This is a genomic window from Propioniciclava sp., from assembly GCF_036744435.1.
GTDB lineage: Bacteria > Actinomycetota > Actinomycetes > Propionibacteriales > Propionibacteriaceae > Propioniciclava.
This window is the reverse complement of the sequence record NZ_DAIOIA010000048.1, coordinates 1-20554: the sequence shown is the minus strand read 5'-3', so window position 1 is coordinate 20554 and position 20554 is coordinate 1. Positions and strand designations below refer to the sequence as shown.

The 20554-nt window shown below is 69.4% G+C and carries 21 protein-coding genes and 3 pseudogenes; 12 read left to right on the top strand and 12 right to left on the bottom strand.

The genetic code is table 11. From position 1 onward, the window contains the following. Positions 1 to 245: 245 nt before the first annotated feature. The 3 genes from V7E09_RS08030 to V7E09_RS08020 are packed head-to-tail and all read left to right on the top strand — an operon-like array spanning position 246 to position 1525. Complete coding sequence (locus tag V7E09_RS08030; protein ID WP_324511938.1) at positions 246 to 749, top strand: hypothetical protein; 504 nt, start codon at positions 246 to 248, stop codon at positions 747 to 749. Then, a complete protein-coding gene (locus tag V7E09_RS08025; RefSeq protein WP_232550221.1) occupies positions 718 to 1191 on the top strand; it encodes a tyrosine-type recombinase/integrase in 474 nt (157 codons plus the stop codon). The genes V7E09_RS08030 and V7E09_RS08025 overlap by 32 nt, the downstream gene beginning before the upstream one ends. Positions 1192 to 1243: 52 nt before the next feature. Beyond that, a complete protein-coding gene (locus V7E09_RS08020; RefSeq protein ID WP_232550222.1) occupies positions 1244 to 1525 on the top strand; it encodes a hypothetical protein in 282 nt (93 codons plus the stop codon). A gap of 14 nt (positions 1526 to 1539) precedes the next feature. On the opposite strand, the gene V7E09_RS08015 is transcribed toward V7E09_RS08020, so the two are convergent. Both V7E09_RS08015 and V7E09_RS08010 read right to left on the bottom strand, forming a co-directional pair. Further along, positions 1540 to 2043, bottom strand: coding sequence for a hypothetical protein (locus V7E09_RS08015; protein WP_282006930.1), 504 nt, complete (start codon positions 2041 to 2043; stop codon positions 1540 to 1542). Between the two features lie 60 nt (positions 2044 to 2103). Next, on the bottom strand, positions 2104 to 2520 hold the full coding sequence (locus tag V7E09_RS08010; RefSeq protein ID WP_324511936.1) for a hypothetical protein: 417 nt from the start codon (positions 2518 to 2520) through the stop codon (positions 2104 to 2106). A 253-nt stretch (positions 2521 to 2773) separates the two neighbouring features. Between V7E09_RS08010 and V7E09_RS08005 the strand changes: the two genes are divergently transcribed. From V7E09_RS08005 to V7E09_RS07985, 5 genes are all read left to right on the top strand, one after another. Beyond that, positions 2774 to 2968, top strand: a complete 195-nt coding sequence (locus V7E09_RS08005) for a gallidermin family lantibiotic (RefSeq protein ID WP_324511935.1) — start codon at positions 2774 to 2776, stop codon at positions 2966 to 2968. A 214-nt stretch (positions 2969 to 3182) separates the two neighbouring features. Further along, positions 3183 to 6212: a lantibiotic dehydratase gene (locus tag V7E09_RS08000; RefSeq protein ID WP_324511934.1), complete on the top strand. Its 3030-nt coding sequence runs from the start codon at positions 3183 to 3185 to the stop codon at positions 6210 to 6212. Continuing rightward, positions 6200 to 7540, top strand: coding sequence for a lanthionine synthetase C family protein (locus tag V7E09_RS07995; RefSeq protein ID WP_324511933.1), 1341 nt, complete (start codon positions 6200 to 6202; stop codon positions 7538 to 7540). The genes V7E09_RS08000 and V7E09_RS07995 overlap by 13 nt, the downstream gene beginning before the upstream one ends. Beyond that, entirely contained in the window at positions 7537 to 8484 is a 948-nt protein-coding gene (locus V7E09_RS07990; protein ID WP_324511932.1) for a DUF6895 family protein, read from the top strand. The genes V7E09_RS07995 and V7E09_RS07990 overlap by 4 nt, the downstream gene beginning before the upstream one ends. Then, positions 8481 to 10199, top strand: a complete 1719-nt coding sequence (locus tag V7E09_RS07985; RefSeq protein ID WP_324511931.1) for an ABC transporter ATP-binding protein — start codon at positions 8481 to 8483, stop codon at positions 10197 to 10199. Before V7E09_RS07990 ends, V7E09_RS07985 begins: the two co-directional genes overlap by 4 nt. 65 nt (positions 10200 to 10264) lie before the next feature. On the opposite strand, the gene V7E09_RS07980 is transcribed toward V7E09_RS07985, so the two are convergent. After that, positions 10265 to 10717 (bottom strand): hypothetical protein, encoded by a 453-nt coding sequence (locus V7E09_RS07980; protein ID WP_324511930.1) that lies wholly within the window; start codon positions 10715 to 10717, stop codon positions 10265 to 10267. A 208-nt stretch (positions 10718 to 10925) separates the two neighbouring features. On the opposite strand from V7E09_RS07980, the gene V7E09_RS07975 reads away from it, so the two are divergent. Further along, positions 10926 to 11450: a hypothetical protein gene (locus tag V7E09_RS07975; RefSeq protein WP_232550224.1), complete on the top strand. Its 525-nt coding sequence runs from the start codon at positions 10926 to 10928 to the stop codon at positions 11448 to 11450. Between the two features lie 27 nt (positions 11451 to 11477). Here the strand turns inward: V7E09_RS07975 and V7E09_RS07970 are convergent, their stop codons facing one another. The 5 genes from V7E09_RS07970 to V7E09_RS07950 form a co-directional block, all read right to left on the bottom strand. Further along, positions 11478 to 12026: a hypothetical protein gene (locus V7E09_RS07970; protein ID WP_324511929.1), complete on the bottom strand. Its 549-nt coding sequence runs from the start codon at positions 12024 to 12026 to the stop codon at positions 11478 to 11480. Next, positions 12023 to 13531, bottom strand: coding sequence for a hypothetical protein (locus tag V7E09_RS07965; RefSeq protein WP_324511928.1), 1509 nt, complete (start codon positions 13529 to 13531; stop codon positions 12023 to 12025). The genes V7E09_RS07970 and V7E09_RS07965 overlap by 4 nt, the downstream gene beginning before the upstream one ends. Further along, complete coding sequence (locus tag V7E09_RS07960) at positions 13528 to 14232, bottom strand: ATP-binding cassette domain-containing protein (protein ID WP_232550227.1); 705 nt, start codon at positions 14230 to 14232, stop codon at positions 13528 to 13530. The genes V7E09_RS07965 and V7E09_RS07960 overlap by 4 nt, the downstream gene beginning before the upstream one ends. Before the next feature lie 96 nt (positions 14233 to 14328). After that, positions 14329 to 14988, bottom strand: a complete 660-nt coding sequence (locus V7E09_RS07955) for a response regulator (RefSeq protein WP_232550228.1) — start codon at positions 14986 to 14988, stop codon at positions 14329 to 14331. Then, entirely contained in the window at positions 14985 to 16157 is a 1173-nt protein-coding gene (locus tag V7E09_RS07950) for a sensor histidine kinase (RefSeq protein ID WP_324511927.1), read from the bottom strand. Before V7E09_RS07950 ends, V7E09_RS07955 begins: the two co-directional genes overlap by 4 nt. Positions 16158 to 16238: 81 nt before the next feature. On the opposite strand from V7E09_RS07950, the gene V7E09_RS07945 reads away from it, so the two are divergent. Continuing rightward, positions 16239 to 16535 carry a hypothetical protein gene (locus V7E09_RS07945; RefSeq protein WP_232550230.1) on the top strand — a complete coding sequence of 99 codons (297 nt, stop codon included), beginning with the start codon at positions 16239 to 16241 and terminating at the stop codon, positions 16533 to 16535. Between the two features lie 168 nt (positions 16536 to 16703). Here the strand turns inward: V7E09_RS07945 and V7E09_RS07940 are convergent, their stop codons facing one another. Together V7E09_RS07940 and V7E09_RS07935 are read right to left on the bottom strand one after the other, a co-directional pair. Continuing rightward, positions 16704 to 16946: a hypothetical protein gene (locus V7E09_RS07940; protein ID WP_232550231.1), complete on the bottom strand. Its 243-nt coding sequence runs from the start codon at positions 16944 to 16946 to the stop codon at positions 16704 to 16706. A 10-nt stretch (positions 16947 to 16956) separates the two neighbouring features. Then, a complete protein-coding gene (locus V7E09_RS07935; RefSeq protein ID WP_232550232.1) occupies positions 16957 to 17193 on the bottom strand; it encodes a hypothetical protein in 237 nt (78 codons plus the stop codon). 612 nt (positions 17194 to 17805) lie between these two features. Here V7E09_RS07935 and V7E09_RS07930 point away from each other — a divergent pair. Continuing rightward, a pseudogene (locus V7E09_RS07930) lies at positions 17806 to 18447 on the top strand (tyrosine-type recombinase/integrase); the annotation flags it as partial. A gap of 54 nt (positions 18448 to 18501) precedes the next feature. Here the strand turns inward: V7E09_RS07930 and V7E09_RS07925 are convergent. Next, positions 18502 to 18591 (bottom strand): annotated as a pseudogene (locus V7E09_RS07925) (transposase); the annotation flags it as partial. Between the two features lie 147 nt (positions 18592 to 18738). Between V7E09_RS07925 and V7E09_RS07920 the strand changes: the two are divergent. Further along, positions 18739 to 20034 carry an IS256 family transposase gene (locus tag V7E09_RS07920; protein WP_324511939.1) on the top strand — a complete coding sequence of 432 codons (1296 nt, stop codon included), beginning with the start codon at positions 18739 to 18741 and terminating at the stop codon, positions 20032 to 20034. 43 nt (positions 20035 to 20077) lie between these two features. Here V7E09_RS07920 and V7E09_RS07915 read toward each other — a convergent pair. After that, a pseudogene (locus V7E09_RS07915) lies at positions 20078 to 20554 on the bottom strand (Mu transposase domain-containing protein); the annotation flags it as partial.

The following is a 20554-nucleotide window of genomic DNA, read 5'->3' as shown; positions in this document are numbered from 1 at the left end:
CATCAGCTCAGGACACGCCCTCCTCCAAAACCCACCACTCCACGGGACTCACACGTCGTTGGCTCCCTTACACTCCAAAATCGCCCGAAGCGAGCCAGCAGAATCGAACACCACGAAGTCGGGAGCGGGATGCACGGCAAGTCCGAACTGAGCCTCCACCGCGCTCTGATTGTGGGACCCAGTACGGATATGTGACACACCATGGGTCATGAACAGTTCCTCGACCGCATCTTCGATGAAACAGCATGCGCAATCTCAAGGTGACCACCACCCTCGCACTGGCCTGCGCCCTGACCGTGCTGTCCGGGTGTGCGCCAGAGTCCTCGACGCCGACCCCCACGCCGACGATCCCGTCACCCACGGTCGCCCCCACCCCGACCCCGACTCTCTCGGTGGACCAAGCGCAAGCGGCGAGAGTCGTCACGAACTTCTACGAGGTCCAGAACCAGGTCGCCTCGAACTACGAGATCCCACTCGAGGCCTTCTACGGTGTCGCGTCTGGGGATCTGGCTGCCGACGTGCTGAAGGAGTATCAGCAGTTGCGTGGGTTGGGTGTCCGCCAAGTGGGGGATGACACCGTCGAGATCAAGAGCGTCGAGCCGTCGGCTGCTCCGTTCTTGGTGGACGTCTGCGTCGACACATCTTCCTCCGACCTTGTGGACGCCGATGGCCAGTCCATCGCGGGCGGAGGGCCAACTCGGGTCCTGCATCGGTTCGGTGTTGCTCCGCACCGGGCTGCGGGTCAGTGAGTTCACCGCGCTGCCCGCCGACGCCGTGGTCATGTTCGGCCAAGCGCCGTGGCTGCACGTGCCGGTCGGGAAGCTCCGCGACGACCGCTACCTGCCCCTGCATCCCGACCTGGTCGACCTCATCGACCGCTACCGCGCCGAGTACGTCCCCGACGACCACCCGTTGCTGCTGCCCCGCGAGAACGGCCGGGCCGCGGACCGGCACTCGGTCACCCGGATCCTGAACAACGCCGCCACCGCAGCGGGGCTGGGCCACATCCACCCCCACCAGCTTCGGCACACCCTCGCCACCCAGGCCATCAACCGGGGCATGAGTCTGGAGGCGGTCGCGGCGATGCTGGGCCACCACTCCCTGACCATGACCCTGCGGTACGCCAAGATCGCCAACCGGGCCGTCGCCGAGGAGTTCTTCGCCGTCACTGACGCACAGCCCGAGCCTTAGTCGATCTTCAGTTAGGTCCGGGGCGCTCCGAGTTGTCGCCAGCGCCCAGCAGGTGCCGCTCGCCCGGCTGGTGCCGGCTGGCCCGAACACGCCGGTGTCGGACGAGGCCACCTCGCTGATCCACCCAGCACCGCGCGGCACCTCCAGGGCTCGATGCACGTCCTGCTGGCGGGGCAGGACGGTGGTCCCGATCGCGCACCGGCTGCATACCGCCCACGACGCCTACCGGATCGAGGTCGTCGTCAACGGCCGCATCGCCGAGCTGGGGTCGCACGAGGAACTGATGGAGTTTGACGGTGAGTATGCCCGGCTGTGGCGGACCTGGCGCAGCTGAGCCACGCGGTCCCTTCAGGCGCGCGGCGGAATCGGAGGGTGCGCCGCGCCCGGGTCGGGGCGGGTGAGGCGGAGGACGAGACCCCAGCGCTGCTCGAGCGCGTCGACCAGGGCGGCGGAGCCTGGGTCAACGTTAGTTCCGGGGGCGATCTCCACGGTGGCGCCGCCGTCCTCGTCATCGATCACCTGGACCACGGCCACACCACGCGCCAGCAACTCCTCGCGTGCCAACAGCCCGCACAGCATGCTGAGAGACGTGAGGTAGCGGCCGCGCTGGGGGGCCTCGCCGCCGGTCACCAGGTCAAGGGCGCCGTCGGGAGCGACGAGGCTGATCGGCACGCCGTAGGTTTGATCCGCGCGGCGCACCAGCCGCACGGCCCTGTCGGTCACGCCTGCGCCGACGCGGACCTCGAGGCCCTGCGGCGTCCGCGTGGACTCGGCGTGCACGCCCGCAGCGGTTAGTTCGGCCAACACGAGGAGCCGGACGAGCTCCACGCGATCCGTCTGGTTCTCGTTCATGAGTTGCCTCTCTGCGCTGGGGTCGGCGCCCCGGGGTGCCCACCCGGGATGGGGTCACCATCAGTAGTAGTAGGCGCCTTCGCAGATCTTGAAGCCGTCGTCATCGTAGAGTTCGGCCAACACCCAGTGCATGCTGCTGGAGGTGGAGTACGTGTTGTCGAACTGCCGGTAGCCGCTAACGTTTGTACCACCGGACTTCATGAGCCACGGGGCGCGGCCGTCCCGCGACACGAAGATCCTCGCAGTGCCGTAGTGGTCCGGGGCCAGCATCCAGTAGAGGTCCGAGGAGAACGCGTAGATGCGGAACCCTCCTGAAACGCGCTGGACGTGGAACAGGGCGCCGCAGGCCGATTCGGACTCCATCGGCACGGCCACACCGGTCGGGGCCGGGGCGGCGGCGGTGGCGGGCGCCATCGTGGGGAGGAACAGGGCGAGCATCGTGGCGAGCGCCAGCGCGATGCGTGATAAGAGCTTCATGGGGCCGTCCTTTCGATCGTCGGAGACCACGGGTGGTCGTGATCGAGTCCACCCCTTGACAGCGTCGGTGGGAACCCTTCCGGGGGGGGATCGGCAGACGGTTTGCAGTCAACCGCCACGTCTCGCATCACGCGCTGCCAAGTCACTGCCGCGTCGCTGCCAACGCCTTGCCGGGTACTCCGCAGGGGATCGAACCTTCTGTCAGCGGCCGATCCGAGCCGTATCCGCTGGTACTTGATCCTGAGGAGGAATCATGACCGCCATCGCCGTCGATCCCCAGTACACAGACACCCTGGACGAGCTGAATTTCGACTTCGAGTTCTCCGTCGACACCGAGATCGTCGACAAGGACGCGACCCCGGACATCCTGAGCATCATCCTCTGCACCCCAGGCTGCACGAGCCCCGGCGGCGGCAGCTTCTGCAGCTGGTGCTGCATCTTCAAGTGACCTCAGCAGCGTCCACCCTCGCGAGCGGGGCGGGCTTCGGAGCCCGCCCCGCCGCCTGACCGAGAACGATGGGAGTGGTGCATCCATGTCGACGGCATCCCCAATGGCAGCGTGGGACTCCTTCCTCGTGCGAGGGCCCCTGCCGCCCCCGACGATTGAGTTAGCAACCCTCCGGTCGGACGAGGGCGAGTCGCTCGACGCCGGCGGGATCATCATGGCCGCCGCGCGCGACGACAGGCTCTTGGCCGCTCTCACGGTCGCAGCTCCCACCGTGAGCCGTGCCCTGCGCAAGGCGCTGGACGCCGGGCGTCCCCCTGCCGCGGCCAAGGACGCCAGGAGGCTGGCGCTGACCATCCTCCGCTACGACATCCGGCGGCGCCGCCGCCCAACCCCCTTCGGCCTCTTCGCGGGCATCGAGAGGGGGACCTTCGGCGACTGCACCCGCGTGGACTCAGACCGACCTTCCATTCAGGCGGAGCCCGACCTCGGGTGGGTGCGCGGACTCGTCGAGACGATCCAGGGCCGAACTGACATCCTGCCCCACCTGCGTCTTCGCCGCCACGAACTCGCCGGCATCCGCGCGGGTCGGCTGGTCCTGGACACGCCTCCAGGCCAAGGCCGCCCCACAGGGAGCGGACTCCGCGGCACGGTGTCCCTGCCCGCCACTGCCGCCGTGCTGCGGCTCTGGGAAGCGTGTGCGGGGGAACGCACCTGCGCCGAGGTGATCGCCGAGGTCGCGGACGGAACCGGTGCATCGATCGACACCCTGCTGAAGGCCGTCGGCGTGCTCGTCGCGAACGACCTGTTGGTGACCGACCTGCACGTGCCGCTGGACGGCAGCGATCCGATGGACCACCTGCTGCGGACGCTGGCGCGGTGCGACGCGACGAGTGAAGTGGCGGCCCTGCGGACCGCCTTGGGCGACATCGCGGATGCCTGCGCGCGGCTGGACGTCGGCAGCGAGGATCTCGCCACCGTCCGGAGTTCCCTGAACGCCCTGATGACCCACGACACACCCCTGCACGTCGACACACGCCTGAACACGCGTGTCCAGATCGGGGAGAAGGTGCGGCAGGCCTGCGAGGACGCCGCTGAGGTCCTCGTCCGGCTCACCCCGTCCGCGACCGGCACGGTCGCGCTCCGCTCGTTCCGCCAGCGTTTCCTGGAGCGATTCGGCACCGCCCAGCTCGTCCCCGTGAGCGATCTCCTTGACGATGCGGTGGGGCTGGGCGCGCCCGAGGGTTACCAGTGGCCCGTCGCGGGCGCGGGGAAGGGCAAGGACGGTCGTGATGGATTGAATCGCCGCGACGTCCACCTGGCAGCCCTCCTGTCGACGACTCTCCAGGCCGGGCGCCGCGAGCTGCGGCTGACGAGCGAGGACATCGAGGCGTTGGAGTACCGCGACGGCACGCCACGCGGGATGGACCTTTACTTCGGACTCCTTGCGGCCTCGCCCGAGGCGGTGGACGCCGGCGCATTCACCCTCGTGGTCTCCCCCAACCCGGGCTCGCCTGAGGCCGGGACCACCGCCGCCCGGTTCGCCCACCTGTGGGGCGACGGCGGCGATCTGTCCCACCAAAGGGAGGACCACCTCCTGCAACGGCATCCCGGAGCGTCCTTGCTCGACATCGCCTTCGCGCCGCGGGCCGCGCGGGCCGCCAACCTGATGAACGTCCGGGGTCCGGCAACCATGCGGGTTGCGCCGGGACTGCCGACCGGCCGCATCCCGACCGTGTCGCTCGACGACCTCTTGGTGGGCGCCACCGGTGAGCGCCTGTACCTTCTAGACCGTCGCACCGGCGGCGAAGTGCTTCCCACCACCACGTCGATGGTGAACATGGAGTCGCAGGCCCCGAACGTCGCACGCTTCCTGTGGGAGCTGGGGTTCGAGGGGCAGCGGGTGTGGACCGGGTGGGATTGGGGCCTGTGCTCGCACCTGCCCTTCCTGCCCCGGGTCAGCCATGGCGAGAACCTCGTCCTCAGCCCGGCCACGTGGAAGGTCGACCAAATCCGCCATGTGTTGGCGGGCAGTCCGGCCGCCGAGCATGCCGCCATCTGGGCCCGATGGGCCGCTGAGCAGGGGGTGCCGCGCCACGTGTCCCTCCTGAGCTCCGACCAACGCCTCGACGTGGACACCGAAGTGCCCTGGCACGTCGCCCTGTTGTTGGACGAGATCGGCCGGGACCCTGCGGTCGTGATCCAGGAGTCGTTCGCCGCGCCGACGGACATCGGATGGTTCGAGGTCGACGGCGTACCGGCGCCCTGTGAACTCGTCGCCTCGTTCGGGTCGCGCCTGCCGGCCGACGCCCACGGCGCGCATCGCACCGCGTCGCGCCTGCCCGTCACAGCGCCCCAGCAGGACGACCGGCTGGTGCACGGGCTGGCGTCGTCCTGGGTGTCGCTCCACGTCGGCGTTCCCCGCAAGTGGCACGACCACGTCGTTCGGGTCGAGCTGCCACGCCTCTTGGCCGAGCTGAACGGCCGCATCGACTCCTGGTTCTTCCTGCGCTACTCCGAACCCCAGGGACCGTGTCTCCGGATTCGCCTCCACACGGCGCGCGACGAGGACTGGCCGGTCACCGTCCGGGCGAGCGCGGCGTGGGCGGCTCGCCTACGCGAGACGGGGCTCAGCGCCTGGAACGCATTCCGTGAGTACGAGCCAGAGGTGGCGCGGTACGGAGGGCTGGAGGCGCTGCCCGCAGCGGAGGACCTGTTCTGCGCGGACAGTTCCGCGGTACCGAGGCTCTTGGCGCTGAGGGCGGCCCACCGCCACCTGGACGACGTGACGTTCGGCGCCACGCTCATCTCGCTGTTGACGGCGGCGTTCGCCGGGGGGCTGGTCCCCGGGTGTGACGACGACCCGGCTGTCGTGGTGGCCCTGCTGGGCGACATAGTCCCTCGAGACCCACTGGGCGACGATCGGCAGCACCTGGCGAGGTTCACGCGGCTCCTCAATCCCCGGGAGGGCTGGCAGGGCCTCCGGGAGGAGGTCTGGGGCCAGGCGCTGGTCCAAGTTACCGAGGGTTCGCGCGTTGCGATGCGCGCGTGGGCGGCACGGCTGGGAGGACTGCCGCCGGAGGCCGTCGCCCCCGCCTTCGCGAGTGCCCTGCACATGACGTGCAATCGCCTGCTCGGCCCCACGACCGAGTTCGAACGCCGCCTCCACCTCGTGGCGCATGCTGCGGCACACGCGAATGCGCAGCGGGAGGTGCACCTGATGGGAGAGCAGACATGTCGACAGTGACCGAGCGCGTGACGACAGCAGTCGAGACCCTGGCCGTCCGCTTGGCCGACCCTGTGCGGTGTCGCGCCGTCGCCACAGACCCGGGCAACACGGATCCATTCCGGGAGATGACCCCCTGGGAGCCGATGGGCCTGGCGCACGGCTACCCGGGGGCGGCTCTCTTCTGGGCGGAGCTGGCCCGCGAGGACCCGGCCGCCGGCCGCGTCGCGAACGGCTTCCTGCGCGAAGCCATGAACAGTGGTGACCGGGCGAGCAACGGCCTGTACTACGGCCCGGCGTCACTCCTCGCGGCTGTGCAGACGCTCGTCACGGCGGACGGGCGCGAGCGCAGAATGCACGCCGATCTCGTCCGCTGGGTCGCCCACAACCAGATCGCGCGGGCGGACGCGTGGCTGACCCGGCTACAGACCGGCGGGGGTGTGGCGTGGGGGGCCTACGACGTCATCAACGGCTTGGGCGGGGTCGGACGCCTGCTGCTGGACGAGCAGGGCACGGACGAGGTCGACCGTGCGCTCCGGAAGACCATGGAGGTGTTCCTAACCCTGGCCGCCGACACGGACGTGGAGGGTCATCGTGTCCCCGGCTGGTGGGTGTCGGCGGCCGGCCAACCCATCCCTTCGGACGCCGAACAGTACCCCCGCGGTGACTTCAATCTGGGGATGGCGCACGGGGCGGCGGGCATCCTGGCGTTCCTGGCGGCGTCCGTCCTGGCAGGCGCCGGCGGCGCCGAGGTCGAGGAGGCGCTCGCCCGCACCAGGACGCACCTGCTCGGTGCGGCCGTGCGGGACGAGGCCGGCCCCTACTGGCCCGCACGGCTGTCGTTCGACGCGTGGGTGGACGGTGCCGAAGTCCCGCTGGACGAGACCCGCTCCGCCTGGTGCTACGGCACTCCCGGGGTGGCCGCCGCCATCCTCCAGTCCATCTTCGCCGTCCCGGACCCAGAGGCCGCTGGCACGGCGATCGAGGGGCTCCGCGCGATGGCCGAGCGGCCGCAGTCCACGTGGGGCGTGGACGGCGCCACCGTGTGCCATGGGCTCGCGGGCGTCCTCGCCGTCGTCACGACTGCCAAGGCGTGCGGGGCGGACGTGGACGTGCTCGAGGAGATCGCACTGGAGGGGATCCTCAAGGCTGTGGACGGAGACCTGCCCTTCGGCGTCCGGCACCAGGTGAGGATCGGGCTCCCGGATGAGGCGGGCGTCGTGCCCTACGCAGGACTCGATGCCGTGGGCACGCTCGAAGGAGCTGCCGGAGTCGGTTGCGTCCTGTGGGACTGGCTTCGCGGTGCTCCGGCCGAGCGCTCGTGGGCGCGGACGGTGGCGCTGCAGTGAGCGCCATCGGCGCGCGCTGCGAGAGGTGGCTCCTCGCGTCCCTGGACTTCTTCCACCCCGACCGGGCGATCCGGCTGGACCCCGTGGCCCAAGCCTTCCCCCCCGCTCGGCTCGTGGAGCTTCTGCTGGTGCTGCGGTTGTCCCCTGCTCCCCATCACCGGCTGCAGCGACGCGCCTCGGCCATGGCGGCCCACGCGTGGCGGGCGCTGGACGTCGCGAGCAACGACATCGCCGACCACCTGCTCCCCCATGTGGTGCTGTTCGCTGCGCTCTTGCCGGACGATGTTCTGCAGCCCGCCGAGGTCGACTGGATCCGCCGGTGGACCGCGAGCGTCCGGGTTCCGGACCAACACCTGCAACTCGCCCACGCCCTGCAGAGCCTCGGCCTGCCGAACACGGCCGGCGAACCGATGAAACTGACCGGAGCCTCGTCGCTGGCCTGCCTGGCGAACCCCGCCACCTTGTCACGGAAGCAGGCCTACCGCCTCACGCACGACCTCCTGTACGCCGACCTCCTCGGGACACTCGGGTCCCTGCCGGACGCCGCCCTGGAGCGACTGGTCACGTCCTTGGACGTCTTGGCACTCGCGGCCCGACGCGCACGCGACTTCGACCTGGGGTCGGAGTTGCTCTGGTGCCTGGACCGGCTGAGCCAGCCCCATGCGCACCTGCACGGTGCGCTGTGGGCCCTCGTGGAGCGCTCCCAGCAACCGGACGGGGCCGTGCCCGGCCCCCACCACCGCGAGGGCTCCTCCGCCGAGGAACGGTGGGTAACCGACGCCCACACCACGCTCGTCGCGCTGTTGCGCTCCCAGACCGCGGGCGTCCTCCCAGCCGACCCCGGCCACGCGGATCCCGCCGAGGTTGCGGACACCCGGGTGTGTCGTGTGCGGGCCGTGGCGAACGGTGCCGGTTGGCCGTTGGGCCAGGGGGTCGCGGCATGAAACTCATCGTCGGTCAGATCAAGCAGCAGGCCGTCCTACTGGCGATCGCCCTGCTCGTCCAGCTCGGAGCCCTCGGCGTCAGCCTCTACCAGCCGGTCGTCGTCCAGGAGTTGTTCGCCTCGGTCCTCGCGGGGGCCCTGCCCGCCGGAGCGCTCGCCCAGCTCGGCAGCCTGCTCGGGGTCTCCACGGCGCTGAGCGCCGTCGGCGCCTACCTGTCCGGTCGCGCGGGCGAGGACTGCGTCGCGGATCTGCGCCGTGGTGTCGCGCGCCGGCTGGTCCACCTGCGCCTGGACGTCACCGAGCGCGGTGGCGTCGGCGACCTGGTCGCCCGGGCGACCGCCGACGTGCCCGTGGCCCGGGTGGGTGTCGTGGGTGCGCCCCTCAACGCGATCCTCGGGCTGGCGGGTCTCGTTGGCGCGGTGGCGATGATGGCGTTCACGAGCGTGCTCCTCACCACAGTGGTGGGACTCGCGCTGGCCTTCGTGGGCCTCGCGATCGCGCTGCTCTCCCGACGGGTGCGAACCGCGATGGTTGTCGTGCAGGCCGGGGCGGGGCAACTGGCCTCGCGCCTGGATCGGACGGTGTCCGGGGCCCGGGTGATGAAGGCGAACACCGCGGAGGACAGCGAGGTGCAGGCCCTCGACGGGATCGTGCGCACTCTACGGTCGGGAGGCTTGGCTGTCGTCCGGGCCCAAGCGGCGCTCTCCGCTGTTGGCTCGGCGGGCTTCGCGGCCCCGTTCCTGGTGGTGCTGGTCACCGGGGTGGTCCTGATGGATGCCGGTCAGTTGACGCCGCCGCAGCTGGTCGGCGTCCTGATGTACGTCTTCCTGCTGTTCGGCCCAGTGCAGCAGCTGACTGGGGCGGCGGCGTCCTTCGGTCAGGCCTTGCCGGCCGCCGAGCGCATCCTTGAGCTCGCCGAACTGGAGGGCGAGCCCGGTGCCGGCTCGCAGTGCTCCCCGGATGGCACGGCGGGCGACACGCTGGTGTTCGGCGACGTCACGTTCTCCTACCCCGGGGCGTCCGTCCCGACGTTGGTCGGGCTGACGTGCGAGTTCGGGCCGCGCGGCGTGCACGCGATCGTCGGGCCCAGCGGTGCGGGCAAGTCCACGCTGCTCGGCCTGGCGACCCGCTTCCGGGATGCGACGACCGGGCACATCCGCCTAGGGGACCAGGACGTGCGCGGCCTCACGCCGGCCGACGTCCGCAAGAAGGTCGGCCTGGTTGATCAGGAGAGCCTCGTGCTGGAGGGAGGCGTGGCTGAGTGCCTGCGCTACGGCTCCCCTGGGGCCACCGAGGGAGATCTCTGGGCCGCCCTCGACCACGTGCACCTCGGTGCGACGGTCCGGGCGCGCCCGGGCCAACTCGACGCGCCGGTCGGCCTGCGGGGACTGGGGCTCTCGGGGGGCGAGCGGCAGAGACTGGCGATCGCCCGGGCACTCCTGCGGGAACCCAGCATCCTCGTCCTCGACGAGGCGGGCAGCGGTCTGGATGCCGAGGGTGAACGTCTGCTCAACCTGATCCTGCAGGAGCAAGGACGCCTTCGCACGGTGATCGTGGTCGCCCACCGGCTCTCCACGGCGGTCGCCGCGGATCGTGTCTACCTCCTCGCGGGGGGACGCCTCCAGGCGGCGGGCCACCACGACGACATGATGCGGATCAGTTCGCAGTACGCCGCCATGGTGTCCACGCAGCGGGCCGGCCTGTTCGCCGCGTAGACGGAAGCGTCGGGCGCGGATACCAGTGCCCGACGCTTCCGCCCGTACCGGCTCGATGGTTCAGTTCAGTCGCACAGGTCCCAGCGATTGCCCGGCGTCCCGCTGGTGTACATCGTCACCACATCCTTGGCCGAGGTGCGCCAGACGATGTAGGCGTAGACGCCGCTGGGAGTCCGCCACCGCTTGGCGCTGTTGCCGGTCGAGGCGCTGATCGGTGTTCCGTAGGCGATGATGTTGTTCATGCATTCGTTGACATTCACGTCGTCTGCGCCCGATTCTCGAATGGGGTGCGACATGTCGATGTGAATCACGCCCTTGGTGGTGTCGCCACACTTCAGGGAAATGCCGCCGTACGAATTGACGACTGCGTAGGGGCCCGAGTAGCCGTTGAGGCAGGCGCTGGCGGATGTGGTGGCCGCGACGGCCATGGGCGGCGTGGCTGCCGTGAGTGCCGTCAGCGCCACGGTGACCGCGGCGAGTCCGGCCAGCGAACGTGTCGGGCTGAAGACGGGTTGCATGATGTTTCTCCTCGGTTCGGTGGTGGGAACGCGGCTGTCGTCCCGTTCCGAGCATCTCGGAAGCCGACTGTCGCAACAACGGATTCATCCCCAGTTGGCAGTGTGGTTCGCGAAATCGTCAGACTCGGCCTTGAAATGGCAGTCCCTGGAGGGTGCCGATCCGCCCTCGGGGGCGATCCGAGGTGACGGTCAGGGCTACCATTGTGCAATGGAAATCACGAGCTTCGACATTGCTTTTCGTGGCGGCCAAGGCATCCTCACCCTCACCACTGACACGGGTAGCTGGTCGTTGACGAACCACTGGCTGAACGACCGCTTCCCCGCGCTGGTGGCCGCGGTGGAGCAGGTGCTCGCCGGCGTCGAATCGGTGGCGTGCCGCTGGCCCGGGCCCGTCAACGACGGCCACATCATCGATCTTGTCGCCGATGCCGAGGGCGGTGTCAGCCTCGCCGTCCACGCGTTCGCCCACGAGGAGGGGACGTCGGCCGCCGAGATCTGGAGCGCCGCGCGCGGCGCGCTGGTCCTGGAGTGCCACCAGTCGCTGGCCAGTTTCGTCATCCTCTTCGCGGACGCCGTGCGGCGGGTGCGAGCCGCGTCGGTCGACGGGAGTGGGCTGATCGTCGACTATCCCCGGCCCTTCCCGGCGGCTGCCTTCGAGCGCATCGAGACTCAGGCCATGCGGCTCGGCTACCAGCCGATGTCGATGCTGGACATGGGCTGGCGCCCCGAGTGACCTGGGCACGGCCAGCTGAGCGGCCGCTCAGCTGGCCTCGTCCGCGACGAACGGAGTGTTCGCATCGGCGCACCGCAGACCCGACAGACAGCGCACGCTGACCTGGTTCCTGCCGCCCAAGTGGTGCGTGGTGTAGAGCTCCCGCAACCGCCGGTACAGCGTCCTCTCGGACCAGAAAAAGCGGCGCGCGATCATGCGGATGGAGTCGGGGGAGAGCAGCAGGCAGAGCAGGTTGCGGTCGCAGCGCGGATCGTGGCAGCAGGGCTCGGGACGGGGCGGAGTCGGTCCGAGGGCGCGTGGCTGAGGAGTCCTGCCGACGTGGCGCGTGTGCGTGACGGTCCGGTCGGCCAGGGCCACCGGAGTTGCCGGCAACGCGGCCTGGGCGTCCAAGGATGCGCGCACCGCGGCGTGGACGGCCTGCGTCAACTGGGAGTAGCCGGAGGAGGCGGGATCGCAGGCGACCTGGATGATGACGACGATCGTGGGATTAGGGGTGGTGTCGTTCATGGGGACCTCGACGGTGGGAGTGGGTGAGGCGGGGAGGGCGAGCCAGGAGTCGCGGACTCCCAGGTTCATCGGTCCGTGGACGTGGTTCGTGCGGCACGCTTCAGGGCAGCCAGCCACAAGAGGGTGGCAACGCCTCCCACGGCAAGCGTGAGACCGGCAGCGACGACGCCGCGCCCGCCCACGGCCGACTCCGGCCAGCCGAGGAGACCCAGCCACCACCAGCCCGTGCTCGCCAACGCACTGCCGCCCAGAACCAGGCTGAACGTGTACACCACGAGCGAGGCGCCCAGTGCCGTCGGGACCCCGAACCGGGTCGTCAACCACAGGTTGACGGCGTACCACATCATGGCCACGAGCCACAGCAGCAGTCCGTAGCGGCCCGCACCGACGCCCAGGACGGGCAGGGCGGCGCCGGCCGTCACGAGGGCCACGGGCGTCAGGAGGGCCGCGCCGGCGACGAGGCTGCCGAGGACGAACCCGGGCCGCGAGACACGCAGCGACGTGATGCGCCAAGCCTCCCGCTGTGCAGACCAGACCAAGCCGCCGAGCAGCGTGGAGAGGACGGGGAGGGTCACCCACGTCCCGAATGTGGCCGAGTGCCGGCCGCCCCACGTGATCGCCACGGCGACGGTGAGGATCAAGGCCGTCACGGTCGTTCCACCGAGCCAGGTGTGCCGCAAGGAGACAGCCACCGCTCGCAGAGGGGAGGCTATGCGTCCGGCTCGCGTCGTGCCAGCCGCAGAACGCGGGAAGCCGAGAGGCGTCACAGGCCTCGCCTCAACGTCCTTCAGCCTGCGGGACGGGCTGGGCCGGTCCAGCAACGGCGCAGCCAAGATCTCGACGAGCAGGAAGGCGGCGGCCACCAGCGTGGCGGCGACCGTCGGCACGATCGGGTTCCACGACCAGACCGGCGAGTCGGCTTCCAGGGCGACGCCGTTCGCATGAATGCCCAGGAGGGGCATGGTGGCCTGCACGGGCCAGGACCACGGCAACCACGCTCCCGCGGGGGTCTCCGCCGTGAGCGTGCCAGCGACTTGGATCACGAGGGCGACCCCGACGGCGGCGTAGCGGCCGAGCAGTCGTGTCGTGATGAAGGCCAGGCTGGCCGGGGCCCACGCGGTGAGCCACATGACGGCGGTCAGCGCCGCGAGCCGTCCCGCGTCCGCGGGGGTGACGATGCCCTTGGCGGCGCCGAAGACCAGCCACGGGAGCGTCAACGCCATCGTGGTGGCCAGCAACTGGATGGCCGCCACCGTGGCGCGCGCCGCCATCGTCGTCCTGCGGTCCACCGGACGCCAGAGCGTTCCGCCTCCGCGAGCCGCAGCCTCCCGCACCAGGGTGGTGGAGACGAGGAGCGCTGCCGTCGGGCCCTGCAGCACGGTGGTGTAGAGGGACAGCCACGCGAGCATCCGTCCCCAGCCTTGTTGCGGCCCGCTGCCGATGGCGAGCCAACTGAGCCCCAGCAGTACGCAGAGGACCAGCGCCGCCCACGGCAGGCGGGCTGCTGTGCTGTGCTTCGAACGAGCCAACTCCGAGGCCAGCGACGGACGATAGGTGATCACATGCAGGGTCATGCCACACCCCGCTGGACCGCGTCGAGGTAGACCGCCTCCAGGTTGTCCGTGAGTGAGCCCGTGGTCGCCTCGAACACGAGGGCACCGTTGGCCAGGATGCCGACGTCGTCGGCGAACTGGGTGACCTCGGCCAGCTGGTGGGAGCTGACGAGCACGGTGCGACCTTCGGCGGCGAGGGATCGGATCATCGTCCGAAGCTGGATGATCCCGTCGGGATCGAGGCCGTTCTGCGGTTCGTCGAGGATGACGACGGGGGGGTCCGTGAGCAGGGCGATCGCCAGCGCGAGGCGTCCCTTCATGCCGGTGGAGAAGGTGCTGACGCGCTGGTGGGGCAGCCCGTCAAGGCCCACCTGGCGCAGCACGGCGGCCACGCGCTCCCCGCTCGTGCCGGTCAGCAGGGCGTGGACGCGGAGATTCTCCGTCGCGGACAGGTGTCCGTAGAGCGCCGGCCCGTCGATGGTCGCCCCGACGTCGCCCAGCGCTGCCCGCTCGAAGGGCCTGCCCAGCAGGTACACCTCGCCGGCGTCCGGTTCCAGCAGACCCAGCAGGATCCTCAGGGTGGTCGACTTGCCCGCGCCGTTGCGGCCCAAGAGGGCATAGACGCGTCCGGGCTGGACCGACAGGGTCATATGGCGAAGGACGGTCCGGCCGTGGAACGACTTGGCGACATCGGTGCATCCCAGCATCGGGAGGTTGGTCATGACCCCATGCTCGTGCGCCGCGACGAGGCCGGGCATCGTGCTTGGGAAGGGTTTCCGACGCCGCCTTGCCGTCGCGACTCCGCCTGGAGAAGGAGATCACCGAGGCGACAGGGGATCACCGCCCAGCCCGACCGTGTGCGCGAGGATGGCGAGCGCCACGCGGTCCCGCGCGCCCAGCTTGGCCAGCAGGCTGCCGACGTGCGTCTTGACCGTGGTCTGGGCGATGACCAGGTGGGCCGCGATCTCGGCGTTGGTCAGCCCTTGGCCGACCAGGCGCAGGACTTCGATCTCGCGGTTCGTGAGCGCGTCGATGGCGGTTCCCCTCGCGTTCGTACGTTCGTGCCGCAGCGCATCGAGGAGGGCTGGGGCGGCCTGGGGGGACACAACCGCCTCGCCGCGGTGGATGGCGCGGATGCCCGACAGGACGATGTCGGGTTCCGCGTCCTTCAGCAGGAAGCCACGCGCGCCGGCAGCGACCGCGTCCAAAACGAGTTGGTCGGTGTTGAAGGTGGTGAGGATGAGGATGTTGGGCGTGCCGACGCGTTCGACCAGCAGTCGGGTCGCCTCGATGCCGTCCATGACCGGCATGCGCACGTCCATGACGAGGACGTCGACGGCGGTGTGCTCGCAAAGGCGCAGCGCTTCCTGTCCGTTAGCGCCCGTGCCGACCACGAGCATGTCGGGTTGGGCCCGGATCAGGGCGGCGAAGGCCGACACCATCAGCGGCTGGTCGTCGACCACGGCGACGCGGATCATGGGGCGACCCCTCCGATCGGAATCGTGCAGGCGAAGTGGAAACCCGAGCCGCGGGGGCCGTAGTCCAAGGTGCCTCCCAGCAGCTCGACGCGTTCGCGCACCCCCAGGAGCCCGAAGCCCGGGGAGTCCGACTCCCGGTAGCGGTCGTTGTCGACCTCGGCCACCACGCGGTCCGGGTCGTCCTCCTGCCGGATGGACACGACGGCCTGCGCGTCGGGACCGCCGTGCTTGATGACGTTGGTGACGGCCTCCTGGGTGACCCGCAGCAGGGTCGCCCGGACCAGGTTGGGCCAGCGGGCCTGCCACTCGGCCAGCGTGTCGTCGTCAGGGAGGTCGGCGTCCACCCGGATGCCTGCAGCTCGGGCCGCCTGGACGAAGGTGCGCACCTGCGAGAGGTCGCCCGCGACTGCCCCGGTCTCCTGGTCCCGGAGGAGACGCACCAGTGTGCGGATCTCGGTCAGCGCCTCGCTGCTCGTCCGCTTGATGGTCAGCATCGACTCCCCGAGTTGCTCCTCAGAGCCGACGGCGATGGACGTGCTCGCCTGCACCTGGATGACCGCGAGGTTGTGCGCGACGATGTCGTGCACCTCGCGTGCGATGCGCTCACGTTCGCCGGTTCGGGCTCGGTCGATCCGAGCGACAGTCTGGGCGTCGAGCCGCTCCCGCTCCCGACTCAACTTCCCCTCGTAGACGATGTCGCTGTGGCGACGAGCCGCGCCGAGCACGAAGGCGCCGAGGATCGTGACGAGGAAGAGGAGGGTCCAGACGTTCTGGTCCGTCCGGCTCGGCAGGAGCCGCATGGGGCTGAAGTAGCCCACCGCGATCGCGGCCACGAGACCCATCGACGCCCACCCGAAGGGTTCTCTCCGCGCCGTGAGGTGGACGGCCAGTGGCAGGGCGAGGAGCACGGGAGAGACACCCAGGTTGACGGGGGACTGCCACGCGAGCACGTCGAGGTAGCCCAGCGCGATCACCGTGACCGCTGTGCTCACCCGCGGCAGGTCATGGCGAACAGCCAGAGCCCCCGTCACCGCGACGTGCACGCCGAGGTTGCCGAGCGTAATCCACGTGGCTCCATACCTGGACAAGAGGGTCGCCTCGAGCGCGGTCACGACCAGCGCGCCTGCGGCCAGCACAATGGCCGTCGCTCTGAGGGTGGCGGCGTGCATGATGCCACCCTAGCGACCCGGGCACGGTCCGCCACCTGGAGGGCTCGATGCGCGCGCTGCTGACGGGCCTGATAGGATAGGGTGGTCTGGCGGTGCTGGGGGCTCTTGGGCGCAGGTGGGGGACGCCGCATCCACGGTCGCTTCACCCCGACCCCAGGCTCTGGGCTGAACCTGGTCGAGGTCTGGTTCGGCATCATCGAACGCCAAGCCATCCCCGGGGAACCCTCGCCTGAGCCGGTCAAGTCCAGCGCGGTGGTGTACGAGCGATTCTTCGTTTCATGCGGTGAGTTGGACGGGTTCCTCCTGTTCGGTGGTGCCGGGGATGTCACGACGGTGTACTGGGCGATCCTGCTCGCCGGAGCCACCGTCAACCCCTGAGGCGGCCGCCCGGAACATGCGCTCGTAGATTCGCGCGCAGGACGGGCTCCTGGAGACGGTTGTAATGCCGCGCACCCTGCCCGGGTTGGCACTCTTGGGTGCGTCATGACTTCGTGCCGGCCCTCATTCCTGGCCGACAGAACGCCCTGCCTGCCGCTGGCAGCGCTGTCAGTCGCGGCCGAATCGCTGGAAGGCGGCTTGGCGGGTGGTGTCGAGAGCGGCGCCGATGACCGTCCAGGAGTCGCCGGCATCCCGGGCGGCCTTCACGGCATCCCGGAGTTCCTGCTCGGCATCGGCTATGGCCTTGCGGGCGGCGATGATCCGTCGGAAGTGGGCGGCGTCACGTGCCGGATGGGTCGTCGGGTCGACCTGGTCCAGCCCGTTGGCGTTGTTGCGCGTCTTGATCGTCATCGTGTTCACCTCACTTCAAGTAGTCGTAGAACTTCGGTCGCAGGAGATCTGCATGGATGATCCGGGTCGGTTGTTCAGCAGGGACTGCTACCAGCTCCAGCAGCCGACCTTGTCGGTCGGCGCCGATCACGAGGAGACGCTCCTGCCCGGCGTACTCGTACTCGACGAGACGGATGGCATTGCGCCACGCGTGGTCGATGTCGGCGTCCGTGATCCCGTGCTTGCGCGCCGAGCCGCGGATCTCCACACGTCAAGACTACCTTGACGCTGAGCGGGGTTGTCAAGCTCATCTTTACATCTGGTCTTGCCGCATGGAGCCGTAACGACAAGGTGCCCACCCGCCAGCCTGCGCTTGTGGAGGGTCCACATCGGCACCAAACCCGGAACCGAAAGTCCTGGCGTCGGCGGGCCGTTCGTGTTACGGATCGGATTCCGAATCGGCGTGTCGCGAAGGCGACAACCATCCCAAGGTGGCCCGCAAGGGAACGATTCCGCATGAGGACGCGAGGTTGTGAGATCCCCACAAGGTTCCCGGCTCGAGCGGTCACGTCTCGGTCTCGCTGTCATGCCTGTTATGCACGTGATCTTGCCCTGTCTGTTCCTGTTGGCTTCGATGGCCCTGAGGGTGTGCCTGTCGGTTGGGATGGGGGTTTCGGGGTGTCGATCGTTGTCGGAGTGAGTCGCCCGCAGGGCTCGTCGGGCAGGCCGATTGTCACGTGTGATGAGCCGTTGGTCGCGGACTACTTGGAGTTCTTGGCGGGCCGGGCTCGTCCGAACTCGGTGATGGCCGCTGCGTATGACCTGAAGGTGTTCTTCTCGGTGGTGGGCAAGCCGCCGGCGGGAGGTCACCTCGGCCGATGTGCTGGGCTTCATCACTGCGCAGCGGTCGGGTCAGGTGACGGCGGCCACGGTGAGCAGCGTGGATGATTCACGTTCGGGGGTGGCGGCTACGACGGTGGCGCGTCGCCTGTCGAGTGTGTCGGGGTTCTTCGCGTTCTGCCAGGTCAGGGGCGACGTGGTGGCGAACCCGGTGCCTCGCGGTCTGCCGACCCGCCGGGAACGCAACCGTCCACGGCAGGGGGTGCCGTTGGTGCGGCGGGTGCGGCAGTTGCCGCGGGTCCTTTCCCCGGCCGAGGTGGACGCGTTGACCGTCGCCCTGCGGACTCATCGGGACCGGGCGATGGTGGCGGCGATGGTGTTGGGTGGTCTTCGCCGTTGCGAGGTCCTCGGATTGCGCTTGGGTGATGTCCGGGCTGCGGAGCGGCGGTTGTTCATCGCCGAGGGCAAGGGCGGCCGGCAGCGCCTGATCCCGGTGTCGAGTCGGTTCTTCACCGAGTTGGCCCGCTATCTGGAGGTGGAGCGGCCCCCGGACGCGGCGACGGATCGGGTGTTCGTGGTGTTGAAGCGCCCGCACCGGGGCCAGGCGTTGTCGGTGCGGGGTCTGGACCAGGTGCTGGCCGGCGCCCGTGGTCGGGCGGGCCTGGCGCATGCGACCTGCCACGAGTTGCGGCACACCTGCCTGACCCGGCTCCGGGAGGCGGGGATGGCGTTGGAGGCGGTCTACTGCCGCGGTCAGGCCGGCGTGTTGGTCGCTGATGACCAACCGCACGCCGTTGAGGCCGCGGGCCTTCAGGCTGGTGAGGAAGGGGGTAAGTCAGATGGTCTGTGTGGGAGGGGTCCCTGACTCAAGGGAGTAGAGACTGTGACGATGACGACGAACGACGAGACTGTGTCGGGGCCGTTCGGGCCGCTGGAGGGTGCTCGCCCGTCGGCGCGGGAGGCGATCCAGGACATGTTGGACGCCGGCCTGCTGGACGACTTGATGGGCCGGATCGACGACGGCGACCTGCAGCTGACCGGGGATGGCGGTTTCATCCCGGAAATGATCAAGGCCGTTCTCGAGCGTGGGTTGGGCGCCGAGTTGACCTCGCATCTGGGTTACCGGAAAGGCGACCCGGCGGGTCGGGTGTTGCCGAATTCCCGGAATGGGACGACCCCGAAGACGGTGCATTCCGAGGTCGGGTCGATACCGTTGGACATTCCGCGGGACCGGCACTCGACCTTCGAGCCCCGGCTGGTGCCCAAGGGCGAACGGCAGGTCGGCGGGCTGGCTGACATGATCATCAGCCTGTACGCGGGCGGGATGACGATCCGTGACATCCAGGCCCACCTCGCGCGCACGATCGGCACCGAGCTGTCGCACGAGACGATCAGCAAGATCACCGACGCGGTCCTCGACGAGGTCAAGGCGTGGCAGTCCCGGCCGTTGGACCCGGTCTATCCGGTCATCTACCTCGACGCGCTGGTGGTCAAGGTCCGCGACAGCCACCAGGTCCGCAACAAGGCCGCCCACATCGCGGTCGGTATCGACCTGGACGGAGTGAAACACGTCCTCGGGATCTGGGTTCAGACCAGCGAGGGCGCGAAGTTCTGGGCCGGCGTGCTGGCCGAGCTCCGTAACCGCGGCATCACCGACACCCTGATCGTGTGTTGCGATGGGCTGACCGGGTTCCCCGAGGCCATCGAAGCCACCTGGCCGCGCGCGATCGTGCAAACGTGCACGGTGCACCTGATCCGCGCGTCGATGCGGTTCGTGTCCTACACCGACCGCAAGAAGGTGGCCGCCGCCCTGAGGCCGGTCTACACCGCCCCGACCGTGGAGGCCGCCGAGACCGCCCTGCTCGAGTTCGCTGCCAGTGATCTGGGCAAGAAGTATCCCGCGACCGCCGCGACCTGGGAGAACGCGTGGGAACGCTTCATCCCGTTCCTGGAATTCCCACCCGAAGTGAGACGGATCATCTACACGACGAATGCGATCGAGTCGCTGAATTACCAGCTACGCAAGATCATCAAGAACCGAGGCCATTTCCCCAACGACGACTCCGTGGTCAAGCTGTTGTGGCTGGCGATCCGCGACATCGAGGACAAGCGGGCCCGCGCCCGAGCCAAGGAGGCCGGCAAACCCAAGGGAGAGCCCCGCACCGCACCGGGCTACCTCGTAGAAGGCGCCACCACCCAAGGCTGGAAGGCTGCCCTCGGCGCCCTCCTCATCGCCTTCCCCGACCGACTCGACAACCACATCAACTGAAAGTGAACCGACCCACTCACACACAGACAACTTGACACGCTCGCGTGAGGCGCAGCACGGCCAACGCGGCATCCAGGCCCTGCTCGTCCACCGGTACGGACTCGAAGATCCGGTTCACCACCGTGAGGGCGTGCTCCCCGACCCGACCCGCCCATTCCCGGACCCTCGCGGCGTCCCACTGCCGGTAGCGGGGCCCCTCGGGCAGGTCGGCGTCGTGGGTGCGGTACTCATTCACCACCCCGGGCGGGGCCAGCACATGGCTGGTCAAGCGTTGCTGGCCGGCGTACACCTCCAAGGTGGTGTCGGTGACGCGCAGGTCGACACTGCGGCCGATGTGCGCGTACGGAACCGAGTAGAAGTTCTTCTCCCACACCACGTGTCCGTTGCGCTGCACCCGTCGTCCGTACACCCACCGGCTGATCTCGAACGGAACCGTCGGCAGTGGCCGCAGCAGCGGCTTCTCCTCGACCTCGAACACCGTCTGCCGGGACCCCGGGCGCTTCTGGAACGGTTCGGCGTT

Coding starts and splice junctions, on each gene's coding strand:
- V7E09_RS07995 (WP_324511933.1), top strand. CDS start 6,200: ATGTCGACAGTGACCGAGCGCGTGACGACAGCAGTCGAGACCCTGGCC.
- V7E09_RS08005 (WP_324511935.1), top strand. CDS start 2,774: ATGACCGCCATCGCCGTCGATCCCCAGTACACAGACACCCTGGACGAG.
- V7E09_RS07920 (WP_324511939.1), top strand. CDS start 18,739: ATGTTGGACGCCGGCCTGCTGGACGACTTGATGGGCCGGATCGACGAC.
- V7E09_RS08030 (WP_324511938.1), top strand. CDS start 246: ATGCGCAATCTCAAGGTGACCACCACCCTCGCACTGGCCTGCGCCCTG.
- V7E09_RS08015 (WP_282006930.1), bottom strand. CDS start 2,043: ATGAACGAGAACCAGACGGATCGCGTGGAGCTCGTCCGGCTCCTCGTG.
- V7E09_RS08000 (WP_324511934.1), top strand. CDS start 3,183: ATGGCCGCCGCGCGCGACGACAGGCTCTTGGCCGCTCTCACGGTCGCA.
- V7E09_RS07960 (WP_232550227.1), bottom strand. CDS start 14,232: ATGACCAACCTCCCGATGCTGGGATGCACCGATGTCGCCAAGTCGTTC.
- V7E09_RS07980 (WP_324511930.1), bottom strand. CDS start 10,717: ATGCAACCCGTCTTCAGCCCGACACGTTCGCTGGCCGGACTCGCCGCG.
- V7E09_RS07970 (WP_324511929.1), bottom strand. CDS start 12,026: ATGAACCTGGGAGTCCGCGACTCCTGGCTCGCCCTCCCCGCCTCACCC.
- V7E09_RS07940 (WP_232550231.1), bottom strand. CDS start 16,946: ATGACGATCAAGACGCGCAACAACGCCAACGGGCTGGACCAGGTCGAC.
- V7E09_RS07965 (WP_324511928.1), bottom strand. CDS start 13,531: ATGACCCTGCATGTGATCACCTATCGTCCGTCGCTGGCCTCGGAGTTG.
- V7E09_RS08010 (WP_324511936.1), bottom strand. CDS start 2,520: ATGAAGCTCTTATCACGCATCGCGCTGGCGCTCGCCACGATGCTCGCC.
- V7E09_RS07955 (WP_232550228.1), bottom strand. CDS start 14,988: ATGATCCGCGTCGCCGTGGTCGACGACCAGCCGCTGATGGTGTCGGCC.
- V7E09_RS07950 (WP_324511927.1), bottom strand. CDS start 16,157: ATGCACGCCGCCACCCTCAGAGCGACGGCCATTGTGCTGGCCGCAGGC.
- V7E09_RS07975 (WP_232550224.1), top strand. CDS start 10,926: ATGGAAATCACGAGCTTCGACATTGCTTTTCGTGGCGGCCAAGGCATC.
- V7E09_RS07985 (WP_324511931.1), top strand. CDS start 8,481: ATGAAACTCATCGTCGGTCAGATCAAGCAGCAGGCCGTCCTACTGGCG.